Source organism: Actinomyces sp. 432 (genome assembly GCF_009930875.1).
Classification (GTDB): domain Bacteria; phylum Actinomycetota; class Actinomycetes; order Actinomycetales; family Actinomycetaceae; genus Actinomyces.
The window spans coordinates 376,977-389,511 of sequence record NZ_CP025249.1; the positions used below are offsets into that span (position 1 = coordinate 376,977).

12 protein-coding genes are annotated in these 12,535 nt (G+C 70.7%); all 12 read right to left on the reverse strand.

The annotated features are described in order from the left end of the window. Nucleotides 1-66: 66 nt before the first annotated feature. Nucleotides 67-654 (reverse strand): hypothetical protein, encoded by a 588-nt coding sequence (locus tag CWT12_RS01610; RefSeq protein WP_161923444.1) that lies wholly within the window; start codon nt 652-654, stop codon nt 67-69. Then, nucleotides 651-980 carry a glutaredoxin family protein gene (locus CWT12_RS01615; RefSeq protein WP_202616241.1) on the reverse strand — a complete coding sequence of 110 codons (330 nt, stop codon included), beginning with the start codon at nt 978-980 and terminating at the stop codon, nt 651-653. Before CWT12_RS01615 ends, CWT12_RS01610 begins: the two co-directional genes overlap by 4 nt. Beyond that, nucleotides 970-2,829 (reverse strand): type IV secretory system conjugative DNA transfer family protein, encoded by a 1,860-nt coding sequence (locus CWT12_RS01620; RefSeq protein ID WP_161923445.1) that lies wholly within the window; start codon nt 2,827-2,829, stop codon nt 970-972. The genes CWT12_RS01615 and CWT12_RS01620 overlap by 11 nt, the downstream gene beginning before the upstream one ends. Continuing rightward, nucleotides 2,822-4,324, reverse strand: a complete 1,503-nt coding sequence (locus tag CWT12_RS01625) for an ATP-binding protein (RefSeq protein WP_161923446.1) — start codon at nt 4,322-4,324, stop codon at nt 2,822-2,824. The genes CWT12_RS01620 and CWT12_RS01625 overlap by 8 nt, the downstream gene beginning before the upstream one ends. A gap of 2 nt (nt 4,325-4,326) precedes the next feature. Then, entirely contained in the window at nt 4,327-5,781 is a 1,455-nt protein-coding gene (locus CWT12_RS14265) for an SCO6880 family protein (protein WP_161923447.1), read from the reverse strand. Between the two features lie 13 nt (nt 5,782-5,794). Beyond that, nucleotides 5,795-6,172 (reverse strand): hypothetical protein, encoded by a 378-nt coding sequence (locus tag CWT12_RS01635; RefSeq protein ID WP_161923448.1) that lies wholly within the window; start codon nt 6,170-6,172, stop codon nt 5,795-5,797. Between the two features lie 131 nt (nt 6,173-6,303). Then, complete coding sequence (locus CWT12_RS01640; RefSeq protein ID WP_161923449.1) at nt 6,304-6,594, reverse strand: hypothetical protein; 291 nt, start codon at nt 6,592-6,594, stop codon at nt 6,304-6,306. Next, nucleotides 6,591-8,882, reverse strand: coding sequence for a hypothetical protein (locus CWT12_RS01645; RefSeq protein WP_161923450.1), 2,292 nt, complete (start codon nt 8,880-8,882; stop codon nt 6,591-6,593). The genes CWT12_RS01640 and CWT12_RS01645 overlap by 4 nt, the downstream gene beginning before the upstream one ends. Then, nucleotides 8,879-9,694 (reverse strand): hypothetical protein, encoded by an 816-nt coding sequence (locus CWT12_RS01650; RefSeq protein WP_161923451.1) that lies wholly within the window; start codon nt 9,692-9,694, stop codon nt 8,879-8,881. The genes CWT12_RS01645 and CWT12_RS01650 overlap by 4 nt, the downstream gene beginning before the upstream one ends. A 110-nt stretch (nt 9,695-9,804) precedes the next feature. Next, entirely contained in the window at nt 9,805-10,827 is a 1,023-nt protein-coding gene (locus tag CWT12_RS14270; protein ID WP_161923452.1) for a C40 family peptidase, read from the reverse strand. A gap of 166 nt (nt 10,828-10,993) precedes the next feature. Further along, nucleotides 10,994-11,869: a hypothetical protein gene (locus CWT12_RS01660; RefSeq protein ID WP_161923453.1), complete on the reverse strand. Its 876-nt coding sequence runs from the start codon at nt 11,867-11,869 to the stop codon at nt 10,994-10,996. Next, on the reverse strand, nt 11,866-12,336 hold the full coding sequence (locus CWT12_RS13675) for a hypothetical protein (protein WP_237564245.1): 471 nt from the start codon (nt 12,334-12,336) through the stop codon (nt 11,866-11,868). The genes CWT12_RS01660 and CWT12_RS13675 overlap by 4 nt, the downstream gene beginning before the upstream one ends. Nucleotides 12,337-12,535: the final 199 nt, after the last annotated feature.

Below are 12,535 nucleotides of genomic sequence, written 5' to 3' on the forward strand. Positions count from 1 at the left end.
GGTCAAGGTCCTGGGTGTGGCCGCATTGCCACAGCAGCCGGACCGTCGACCAATCCGGTGCGGCCGTCAGGACCGACCCGGGTCCCAGTCCCGCGCCTGCCGCTGGTAGGCCTGATAGGCCCTCTCCTGCCCCTTGATCCACGTGTCCGCCAGCCTGCCGTGCTCGTCGATGTCCTTCGCCCACGACTGTAGCGCCGCATCATGCGACACGGGGTCATGGCGGGTCCGGCACGCCAGCCCGGCGAAGTACTCGCGCAGCTCCTGCCGGACGAATGCGAGGTCGCGGTGCCAGGCGACCATCACAGACCCGCCCATATCCGGGGACAGCGCCGACCGGTAGGACTGGCGCAGCGCGTCCAGCATCCGGATTGCGGCCTCATGCTGCTCCCAGCACGCCGGCACCGTGCTGGAGTCCCACCTGTAGCATGCGACCAGGCGGCCGACCCACAGTCGCAGTGCTGCGAGCTCGCTCGCCCGCTGCGCCGGCGTCAGTGACCACCAGTCCACCAGGCCCGTGATCGCCGGCGCACCGGCCGGTGGGCCGGCGGGGGCCTGCTGGTCGTCGTCACCGGCCGCCGGCTCCGGGGCCGATGCTACGAGTTCGTCGACCTGCCACTCCCAATCCTCGCCGGGCTCAGACTCGTTGGGGGTCATGCTCTGACCGCCTCCCTGTCCCGGTCCATGGTGCGGCTCATGTCCATCTCCCGCTCCTGCCTCTCGCGGGCGACGGCGTCAATCTGGTCGGGGCGGTAGCCCGACCACACGCGGCCGTCGGCGGCCACGACCGGCAGCTGCCTGGCGCCGATCTGCTCCGCCAGCCGCCTCGCCTCCCGGTCCGCCGCCGCATCCTGGCGCACGTCCAGCACCTGCGCCTCAATGCCTCGCTGCTGCAGCCGCCGCTGCGTGGCAGTGCACTGGAAGCAGTTGGCAGTGCCGTACACAGTCACCATTACCGGGTCCCCTTCCTGATCATCTGACACGGTCCCACTCCGACTGAGGCTGTGGGGGAGGCGGCGGGGGCGCGGCTGTCGCCTGCGCGGGCCGGCGCTGCCGCTCCGCCCGCCGGGTCGCCCGGGTGGTCAGCCACCCCTCGACCCGGCCCATACGGCGTCCATCAGGTGCCCCGGCGGGCGTCAGTGTCGCGGTGTCGACGCGGTCCATGATCAGCGCGGGCGCGCCGGCCTTGATCAGCAGCATCTTGCCGCGCTCCAGCGCGTGCACCTCGCCGCGCGACAGGACCGGCTCGCGCTGCTCGGACAGCGAGGTCGACACCGGGCCGCGGCCGGTCTGCGTGGTGCGCCGCGACACCGTCCGCTCACCCAGGGCGGCGGAGATCTCCGACAGCGTCGACTCCCTCGTGATCCCGCCCATCACGATCTTCACGGTCGCGCTGTCCCAAATAGCAGCGGCGGTCTGGGCACCCCACCGCGCCTCAGACTGTGCTCTGCTTTGCTCGACCACCACGGTGAGGATGCCCGAGCCACCGCCGGCGCTCATCATCGACGGCAGGCTCGGCAGCTCCGCAATGTTATTCAGCTCGTCGAGCACGAGCGCAACCGGTGGGCACAGCCTGTTGCCGGGGGAGTGGTTCGCGACCTGCTGGGCGACTGCGTAGACCTCCTCGATCAGCGCGGCCACAATCGGCGCCGCAGCCGCCCGAGAGTCCCCCACCACATACAGCGTGCCCCGGGCGGCCAAGAAGGCGGCGATGTCGAGCTCCTGACCGGGCGCCGGGGACAGTGCCTCACGCACCGTGGGGTCCATAAGCGGCAGCGCCACGCACGAGCTGATGGTCGCCCAAATGTTGGACACCGTACGCTTGTCGCCCAGCATCTGCGCCTCCAGCTGCTCACCCCATGCCGCAGACGCGCCGCCGGCCGCCTTGAGCACATTCACCGCCGCCTTGGACTGTTGGTGGTCGGCGCACCAGCGTGCGAGCGTGTCCACGCCCGCGCCGGAGATCGCCGCCGCGTGCAGCAGCGCCGCCAGGGCGCTGTGCGCATTCGCCTGCCAGAAGTCCGCGTTTTCCGTACCCTTCGCGGCGTTGGCGACCAGCGCACTGGCGCGGCGCAGCGCCGTGGTCGGGTCCTGGCAGCCCGAGGTCAGCGACCAGCGCAGCCGACCCGACACACCGGTCAAGTCCTCCACGCGGACGGCCGGGGCGAACACGGCCACCGGCCCGAGCATCGCCCGCTCATCCATGGTCTCCACCGCCAGCTCCGTGCGCACCGACGTGGCCACCACCGGCCCCGTCCAACCCAGCAGGATCGGGATGATCAGCTGATGCGTCTTGCCCGACCTCGACGGGGAGGAGATCGCCACCGAGTCCTCACAGGGCAGCCACACATCACCGTACGGTGTGGTGCCGACAATCACGCCCAGGTCCCGGGCGGTCGGGTGCTCCAGGTCCGGGCGCAGCCAGATCATCGCGGCGACCGCCGCCGCCGAGAAGTGCCGGCGCACGTCGCGGGCCGTGGCCAGGCCGTGGCCGCCGGCCGGCCGCAGCCGGCCACCACCCAGCCGCCCCCGCAACCGCACCACCAACGCCACCACACCAGCCACCACGACACCGAAGATCAGCACCGCCAGTGCCCAGAAGGCGCCGGTGCTCATGCCATCGGCATCCCACGCGCGCGCCGGCGGCCGGCCCACCATCATCCACAGTACCGCAGCCACCGGCGACCGCCTGGGCGTGCACGCGCCTCCCAAGCACGCCAAGCGAGCCGCCAGCCACAGCGAGACGCCCGCCGCCACCACCACTCCGGCCAGCACACCGGCCAGCAGTGCGCCGCCCGCATCCTGAGACCTGCCACTATCGCGGTCACTCATCGCGGCCTCCCATTGCATCGTCGGTGTCAGTCAGGGCCGCCTCCCACGGCGTGCGGTAATGGGCAACCGCGTAATACCGCTGCCCGATCATCCACAGCCCCGTCCCCTGGTTGAATCTCGGCACCATCGCCGCACCCACGTGATTCAGCCCCAGACGCTCGGTCGTCCTGCGCAACTGGTCGGCCTCCTGCCGGTACACGACCCGCGTCGACGTGTCTGCTATCAAGCCCTCGGCCAGGGCACGCTCCCGTGAGCCCTCCGGGCCGGCCGCGTCAGAGTCCGACAGCCGATGCAGCACCACGACGTTCGCGATGCCCCACCTTCTGGCGAGCTTCCACTCATCCGCCATCCGTCCCAGCAACCCGGGACTCGACATCAACCTTGACGCCTCGTCGTAGATCATGAACCGCTTGCCCAGGTCCCCGCCGCGTACGGCGGCCTCGACCCAGGCCTGCGCGCAGGTCATCACCAGTGGCACGCCCTTGTCGCCGTCACTGAAACCGGCCAACGACACCGACACCATCGGGGCGGCCGGGTCGAACTGGGACGTCGACGGGCCGTCGAACAGGCCGGCCACATCCCCGCGGATCATGCCCTGCAAGTACAGGCCGGCCCGGCGGCCCATGCGCATCATCTCCGCCCGATCGGGCACGCCCGCGGGCAGCTCGCACCCGTCGGTAGGGGCCAGCAGCTCCTCCACCACCACCGGCAGCAATACCTCGCCGCCGCGGCCGGTGGCGCGGTCCAGCGCGGCCGCCAGGGCGGTCTGGTCCCGCTCATCCAGCCGGCTTCCCGCCAGTGTCTCCAGCAGTGCCTCCAGCAGCTGGAGGCGCTGCTTGCGGACCATCCGCCGCCACCCCTCATCATCCACGATGTGCCCGTTCTCGTCGCGGTCGGGGCGCCGGCCCTCATCCAGCGGATTGATCCTCTCCCGGCTGGCGCCGCCAACCTGGATCACGGTCCCGCCCACCGCCTCCACGACACCCGTCCACTCGCCCTTCACGTCACCGGGGATGAAGGTCCGGTACCCGGCGGCGACACCACGCAGCGCCAGGCACTTCACCAGCGCGGACTTGCCCGTGCCTATCACGCCGGCGACCGTGATGTTCGGATTCGTAAGCAAACCACGCCGATACAACACGAACGGGTCGAAGCTGAACGCCCGGTTGCTCATGATGTCCCGGCCGATCACCAGCCCCTGGGCGCCGAGGCCGTCGTCCACAATGAACGGGTATGCAGTGCGCAGGACCTTGGTAGTGGCCCGCTCGGTCTCCGCCGTGGCCTCGCGCAGCTGCCGGCCGCTGCGCGCCCGCCGCTCACCCAGCCGGGGCAGGTAATCCCCCTCCCACAGTGCCTTCTCCGCCTTGCGCTGTGCGGCCGCGCCGGCCCTCTCCTGGGCGGCCAGGTCCCGGCGGCGGTCACGCTCGGCGGCCACGCGCCGCCGACGCTGCTTCGAGGTCTCCTCGCCAATAACCAGCGATGCAATCCGGGGCATGATCAGCTCACCTTCAGTCCAAGGGGCAAGACTGCTGCGTCGAAGAGCTCATCCTGCTGCCCGATCATCGTGTCCACCCGCAACACGGACCGCCCCGCGGCCGCACGGGTGGCCTCGAAGGCGCGTCCCAGGCCCTCCTTCGAGGCAGCTGCAATCACGACCAGGGCGACGTGGTCGGCGTCCGTCCACCCCGAGTCCAGCTCGGTCAGGTGCTCATCGACAGCCTGCCGGTCGCGGGCCTGGAGCACGGTCTCGGTACGGCCCAGCTTCTGCCGCTCGACGACCGCGTTAGCCTCGTCGTTAGCGTCGTGCTCCGCAGCCCGGACCGCCTTGTCGGTGCGCACCGGCTCATAGATGTGCGTGAGCGTCATCCTGACCCCCGGCACCATCAGCAGGCCGTGCAGGAGCCCAGGTGCTACGGGCCGGCGAGGCCAGCCCACCCGCATCACCTTGTGCCAGCCCGAATCAGTCCTCATATGTGTCCAGTGGGCCTCAACCGCCATAGGGCCCGCCTCGTCCAGCGCTCCGATCATCTCCGGGTGCCGCTCCAGCTGCACGGATCTGGCAGGGTCGTAGGCGGCCCGGATGATCAGGGCCAGCTCGTCCGGCCCGAGCCAGCCCGCCGGCTCCAGGCCCGCCGCCGGCAGAGCCTCCTCCACCACGTGCATGCGCGACCGCATCACGGCGGCAGCACCCGTCATACCGCCCCCGTGGTCACGAATCGCCGTCTTCACCTTCTCCAGGTCCAAGACGATCGTGATCGTGGACCGGTGCACCTCCGTGGCCGCCGACAGGTCCGCCAGCAGCGCCTCATAGGACACGCGGGCCGGGGACCCCTCCGGGGCCTTAGTGGGCCAGCGGCGCCAGTGCTCCCTGGCCCCCACGCTCGCGTCCGGGTCCGACCGCACCGTCGTCTGGATCCGCCTGATCCCGCCGGACTGGCCGACCGTGCCAAGGAACGCCGCCCAACCATTAACCCTGCTGGCCTGCTCGTCGTCGTCGACCACCATGAACTGGCCGTGCGTCACCGCGATCGTCGCCGCCAATGTCTTCGCCGACGGGTCGTGGACGAAGACGGCGCCGGTGGCCTCGTCGACCACCTGACGCAGGCGGGCGCGGGAGCCGGGCAGCGCCAGCGTGCCCGCAGGGCGGGTCCGCCACACCGGCCGGACGTACCGGCGCTGCCCCGCCACCCCGCGCCCCACCCACGCCGCCGCAACCGGCACATAGCCCACCAGCGGCTTGCCGGACACGGGAACGAGTGCCGCAGCCGCCAGCCCCACCCACAGCGGGGACGTGATCAGCGGCCCGGCCGGCAGACCCAGCCCGATCATCCCGCCGACCGCCGCCACACCCGCCGCCAGCAGGCACAAGCACTGGGCGCCGCTCAGGCCCAGCAGCACGCCACGCGTCGACCGCCGTGGGAAAACCTCGCTAACACCGGCTACGTCACTCATCACCATTCACCCATCAGAAATTGGAACCCGCCTCGGCGAAGAAGCCGACCAGCTCGGCCGACCCGCCAATCACCGCTCCTCCGACGAACGCCGCAGCGATGCCGAGCTTCGCCTGCGTCCCACGGTGGCCCAAATCGAACCAATGCCCAACAACCCAAATGCTCGCTGCGCCGATCACCGACATCACCATCAGCACGATGCCGAGCGCCTGGAACCCGCCGACAGCCTCAATCAATGGCCCCATGAAGGGGAAGTAGTCCCAGTTGATCGTGATGTTCGGCGTGTAACCACTGCCGTTGCCCGTGCCCGCAGTAGCGCCGTCCGTGGCCCCGTCCGTCGTCAGGTCCGTCGCCAGCCCGGCTGCCGCCAGACCGATATTCACCAAGCTCATGGGTGCTCCTCCAATGTAGGGAAACTCGTGCCGGCCCGGGCGGGCCGGCCTCAACCCCTATATGCGACGGTGCCCCGCACACGCGCACACACCGCGCATGTGCGGGGCACCCCCCGACTACGCTCGCCGGCTCACCCGCCCGACAGCGTGCCGATGACCCACCCGATCCAGCCCGGCAGCGCCATGGCCACCACCGGCACCAGCAGCGAGCCGGCCACCGCGAGCCTCCCCGCCTTCGCCACGCCACCCAGCCCGGTGGCGTGACCACCAGCCCACAGGACCGCGCCCAGGATCACGCCCGCCGTGGCCGCCACCAGCACCACCGCCTGCACCCCACCAATCAGCGCGAACAGGCCCGTGATCTCCTCCCACAATCCCACGTCCGGCAGCAGCACGCGCGCCGGCACACTCACCAGCATCACGACACCTCCCAGCCAGGGATGTCATCCTCCAGCGCACCGTGCCCGAAGCCACCGCCATACATACGCGGCACCGGGCTCGGCAGCCGCCGGCCGGCCCCATCGCGACGCGTCGACATCGCCCGCGCACGGCCGACGAGGTCATTGAGCTTCTCGGGCACACCACGCCGCCCGGACGAGCTGCTCTGCGCCGGGCCACCGTCCCCGCCGCGCGACGGCACCGAGGACGGTGCCGACGGCGAGGCCGCAGTGCCACCGGACGCGGCCGACGGTGACGGTACTGTCCGGCCCACGCCGGCACCCCTGCGGCCCACGGGCGCAGGCCGACCACGGCCCGCGCCAGTGCCCGCCGGCTGCGCACCCGCCGGGACCGTCTGGCCACTCGCACCCTCCGCCACAGACGGCGCCTGCACCCGGTCCCCAGCAGCAGGCTCAGACTCCGCAGGAGCCTCCGCCGGGGCGGGCTCGGCCGCCCACGCGCCCACCTGCCCGCCAGCGGGCTCACCGACCGACGCTACCGGCGCCTCCGCCGGCGCCTTGCCCTCCCCAGCGGCCGACTGGCTGGCCGGCTCCGCCTGCGCGGCGGCATGACCGGGCGCCTGCCCCGGCGCCTGGGCGGCGGACTGCTCCTGACCGATCGTCTGACCGGCCGCGCCCTCGACTCCCGTGCCGCGTGCGCCAGCCGTCGCAGAGGCAGCCTCCGACGTCGCCCCCGAGGTGGACGAGGCCGACGCCGCGCCGCCAGCCTCAGCACCAGCACCAGCACCAGCACCGGCACCAGCACCGGCACCAGCACCGGCGCCCGCACCCGCGATGCCGCCGACCGCGGCCGCGGCCACGGCAAGCACCGTCTTGGTGGTCTGCCCGACCACCTCGCCGCCACGCTCGACGCCGCCCTGCACCGACCCCTGCATGTACGCGATCGATTCTTCGCCGAGGAAGTCGAGGAACTTGAAGCACACCCACGGCGCGAACATGGCCAGCAGCACCATCGCCACACCCACAGCCAGGTCACCCAACCAGGCGACCACGCCCAGGCCCTCAGCGCCGAAGTCCCCAATACGGTCCGCGAGGATCGTCAGCCCCAGACCCAGGACAACGATCACGCCCAACTTGCACACGACCAGCGCCAGCAGCCAGGAGATCACCTGCCGCGGCCACCGCCGCGACGTGCGCGCCGCCAGCCCGCTCATCGCCAGCGGCAGAACCACCGTGCACGCATACAGCGACAGCTCACGCAGCACCAGCGTAATGACCAGCCCAATGCCCGCGATCACCGTCACGATCGCGAGGATGACGAACACCAGCATCAGCACGCCCACACCAACACCCAGGTCCATCGCGGCCGCAACCGCGCGCAGCGTCGCCGGCGACCACAAGTCCGTGATCGCCGACTCCAGGTCGCTAACCTGGGCCTCCAGGTCCCCGGCCATCGCCACACACAGCCGGTCAACCGCCGTGCTAATCGCGGCCAGGATCGGGATCGCCACCATCGTGCCCGCAGTCGCCGCCGTCGCACCCACAGCCGCCTGCCGCAACCCCTGCAACGGCCGACCACGCACCGCAGACGACGCAAGCTGCCAAAAAGCGAGTAGCAGTGTCAGTGGTATCGCTATCGCGAAAAGCTTGCCCGCCCACGTCCACACAAACTCCGCATCCAAATCCGCGCTCGTCAGTGCAAAGGCGAACTGAACCAGCGCCGACAGCAGCCAGGCCGCCGCAGACCCCAGCGTCGTGACGAGCCAGTCAGCGACCGAGCCCATCACCGCCTCAATCGCCTCCGGGATACTCATCCCAACCAAGTCACCGACCGTGGACACCACATTGCCGACATCCTCGGCAAGATCCTGGACCCCCTCGACCAGGTCCGACGCCTTGTCCTCCAGCCATCCGCCGACACCGCTGAGCGTGTCACCCACGCCGCTGCCGGCATCCTCCGACAGCTCACCCGGCGCACCCGCGGTCCCTCCACCTGCGGAGTCCTCCCCGCTGTCCTTCGGCACCACACCCGACTCGCCCGACCCGTAGGCACCGGGTGTCTTGTCCTCGACCCGGCCCGACGGCTGCCGGTCCTCACCCCACGTGCCCTCGAGCGGCACGCGGTCACCGCCAGACAGGGCATCATCCTCGTCGGCCTTATCGACGACGCCGCCGAACTTGTCTCCGTCCGCCACTTCGTCGGCGTACGCGGGCGACGTCAAGCCCACGCCCACCACCAGCACGAGCGGCACCAGCAGGGGCAGCAGCAACCGCCACCAGAGCCGCGACCGCGAGCCCGTCGTCGTGGTCACGAGCCCTCCCCATCACGGGTCTGCCCGACGATGCCGATCAGGGAGCAGTAGTCGCCGTCCGGGCAGTGCACCAGGATGTGCGCCCCAGTCGTCACCGTCCGCTTCCAGCCAGCCACGTCATCGACCGCCTGCACCTCCGTCGTCAGATCCGCCCACACGTTGTACTGGTAGATCCCCTCCGACCTGTTGCGGATAACCTGCAGGTAGGCGTTGTCGCCGATATCAGCGTGCAGGTCCTCGTTCGACAATGTCTCCACGCGCGTAATGTCGATCGCGTCGTGCTGCCTCGCGTCCACGCGATACGCCAGCTCATCCAGATCCACGGACTTGGACACCGCGCCCCGCAAAGCGTCATGCACCTCGGCACCCAGTGGGCCGTCCGTGCCATCCATGCCGGCCAGCATCTCCGTGGTGATCCGGTCCGCCTCAGCCATCAGATCCTCAGGCTGGTACTCCGAGTAGTCATACCCCAGCGCCGCACGCACAGACGCCGCAAAGACCGCCGGGTCCTTGGTCCTCGCGTACTGCGACTCGCCCAGCCTGGGCAGGCCGGCCCCATAGTCCACGCCCGTGCTGGACCGCACGTCCTGGCTGTCCCCCGGAGGGGCCGACGGCAGCCCCGTCGGAACACCCAGCGTCGGCACAACCGCCGCGCCAGCGGTCGGCTCGTCGCCGCCAGCGACGACGCGCCCGGCCGCCGACCGCTGCCCAATCACCACCCCCAGCGCGAGCACCAGCACCACCGCAAGCAGCCCCATCACCGCCTTACCCCTCCAGGTAAAGCCGTCGAAGAACCTCCTGATAGCACCCATCCGCGGCGCCTCCCTCCAAGTCGCTGATCGCTGGTCGGTCTCGCCCCCTTATATGCGACAGGCCCCCGCACACACGCGGGCGGCGAGCCGTCAGGGAACCCAGCCGGTCACTATTCGATCACGCGAATGTACTTCGGCGCGCCGTACACAGGTATGCGCACCACGCCCTGAGCCGGCGTCTGCGCACCCACCAGCTCACCACCACCCAGGTAGATCGCGACGTGCCCCGGCCACCACATAATGTCCCCAGCCACAGCATCCATCGGCGACACCTCCCGCCCGGCCAGCCGCTGCGCCTCCGACGAGTGCGGCAGCTCCACACCGATCCGCCGATACGCGCCCTGCACCAGCCCAGAGCAATCCCACGCATCCGGCCCCTCAGCACCCCACACATACGCATCACCCACCTGCTGCAGCGCAAACGTCACCACCTCGGTGCGCTTCTCGTCCAGGCCCGCCGGCACACCACCCGACGCCAAGCCACCCGCGCAACGCACCGTCGACAGCACCGACAACAACGACCGCGCCACCGGCTCCCACCGCGCATACGCGTCAGGCAGCGCCGACACCTGCACCGCCTGAGCCGCCCCCGCAACACTCATCGACTCCCAACCAGACACGCCCGCCAAACGGTCGTAGAACGTCGCCGCGGACGTAGCCGGGTCCATGATCTCCTCCACCGACCCCCACCCGGCGCTCGGACGCTGCTGAAACAAACCAATACTGTCCCAGTCCGACCCCACACCATCATGAGGCAGCCTCATCGACTCCACCACCACCGCCCGCGCCGACTCCCACGCCGCAGGCGACATCACCCCACCCGAGTACGAGTAGCTGCCGTCGTTGGCCAGATTGCGTAACGCCGACTCCGTCAGCGCAGTCGCCAGCGCAACGACCTGCGCCTGCCGCCCCATGCCCTGCCCCGCCTGCACCACAACCGCAGCATTACGCACCTGCACCTCATCCAGCGTCACCTCCACGCCCAACGCATCCACCGCCGACACCGACGCCCCACCCGTATCACACACCACCGACGAGCCGCCCGCAGCCGCCGACCGCTGCTGATCACCCAGCAGCGCCACGCCCAGCATGCCAGCCACCGGCACCAAAGGCGCCCCCAGCACCAGACCCACCACCAGCACACCAACCAGCACCCGCCGCCCCGACGACGAGGCCGAGCCCGACGCGGAGCCAGAGGACGCTGACACAGGAGTACTCACGCCCCCTATATGCGACACTCCCCCGCACACACGCAGCCGGGCGGCGCACCAGGCGCACCGCCCGGGCGTCGCGCCAGCACTATGCGGCAGCCACCGCGGCCGTGATCGTAGGTGCCCCCAACAGCACCTCCACCAGCCACGCCTCCTGCGCCGGCGAGAGCTCCCGGCCGTCACGCAGGGCCAGCGTCACCGCAGACCCCGCACCCAGCCGCCGCGACCCCGTCACAATACTCATCCACGCACCCGCCGCCCCCGGCGAGACCCCAAGCTCACGCAGCCGACCGTCCTCAGCGTCCGCCCGCGCCCGCGTATGCCGCCGATCACGCTCACCACCCACCGCCAGCTCCAGGATCCGCCACGTCCCCAGCCACGCAGACTCAGGCCGCACACCCAACGCCACCAGCAGAGCCACCACCGACTCCAGTGTCGGCCCGAGATCCGACGGGCGCACCTCACCAGGCCAGCCCCCATCTGCCCACGCCCACGGCTGCTCAGCCTCCGCAAGCACCGACGACTGATCCAGCTCCTCCGGGACCGCCAGGTCCTCCAAGCCCACAACCGGCCGCACACCAACACGCTCCACCAACCGACGCAGATTGCCATCCCCAGTCAGACCGCCCAGCCGATCCAGCAGCCACTCCCGCTGCAACACGCCCAAAGCGTGCCGACAAACCCAGCCCCACACGTCCGCCCCCGGGTGCGCCCCAGCCCAATCCAGCAGATCCTCCGACCGCGTCAGCACCACCAGCCGCACCGCGTCAGTCATCTCCTCCAAGCCCCACCGCCGTGAGTGCCAGCGCCGCGCGGTCGCCTCACACAGGCCACACGCCACGCGCCAGCCCAGCACCGACTCCCAACCCAGCCGGTCATCCAGCACCACCCGGACGGCAGCCACCAGCCCATCCGAGGCCTCAAGCCCACCAACAGCGCCAAGCTCGTCGACGTCGATCATCATTGCGGCCTCCTCTGTGATCGTCTCGCGCTCCTAGCTACACGCTTTTGTGCCCTGGCGTGCACCCTATCGCGCAGCACCGACACGTCAACACCCGTCTCAAGCAGCTCCCGAGTCGCCTGCGCCTGATCCAGCCGCGACGCATCCGGCAGCTCCGCCACCACCTGCGCCCAAGCCTCCGCCCACCGCGGATCAACGTCGCGCCGCTCCGGTTCGGCGATCGCCTCCGACCGCCGACGCGTCGCGTCCTGACGCTCCGCCTCCGACCGCCGGCCATCGGCGTCAGCCCGCGGAGCCAGCGCCGGATCAACGTTGTCGCGCAACCGGTACGCCACCAACGAGCTCATCCGGCGAACCGGCTCCGACGGAGGCGGAGCATCCAGCACCCCCCGGATCGCAGCCGGCGTCCAACCAGCCCGCAGGCGCTCCACCAGCAGACCCGCCACCAGCGCGGCACCATCAGCGTCCATCGCCCGCATCCACCCCGGCAAGCACGCCGCCAGCAACCGACCCACATCCGCCCGAGCGACATCGTCCGACCGTGCGGCAACAGGTGCCGCACCGGCAGGCTCGGCCATGGGACCATCGTCCCCAGAGGTGGGACTATCGTCCCGCTCTTCGACCGCTGGCGGCGACGATGCGCCAACAGGCACAACCCCGGCCAACTCC

Bases quoted from the DNA above. Each gene is read 5' to 3' on its own strand.
- CWT12_RS01610 (WP_161923444.1), bottom strand. From the start codon at position 654: ATGACCCCCAACGAGTCTGAGCCCGGCGAGGATTGGGAGTGGCAGGTC.
- CWT12_RS01620 (WP_161923445.1), bottom strand. From the start codon at position 2,829: ATGAGTGACCGCGATAGTGGCAGGTCTCAGGATGCGGGCGGCGCACTG.
- CWT12_RS01625 (WP_161923446.1), bottom strand. From the start codon at position 4,324: ATGCCCCGGATTGCATCGCTGGTTATTGGCGAGGAGACCTCGAAGCAG.
- CWT12_RS14265 (WP_161923447.1), bottom strand. From the start codon at position 5,781: ATGAGTGACGTAGCCGGTGTTAGCGAGGTTTTCCCACGGCGGTCGACG.
- CWT12_RS01635 (WP_161923448.1), bottom strand. From the start codon at position 6,172: ATGAGCTTGGTGAATATCGGTCTGGCGGCAGCCGGGCTGGCGACGGAC.
- CWT12_RS01650 (WP_161923451.1), bottom strand. From the start codon at position 9,694: ATGGGTGCTATCAGGAGGTTCTTCGACGGCTTTACCTGGAGGGGTAAG.
- CWT12_RS01660 (WP_161923453.1), bottom strand. From the start codon at position 11,869: ATGATGATCGACGTCGACGAGCTTGGCGCTGTTGGTGGGCTTGAGGCC.
- CWT12_RS13675 (WP_237564245.1), bottom strand. From the start codon at position 12,336: ATGGACGCTGATGGTGCCGCGCTGGTGGCGGGTCTGCTGGTGGAGCGC.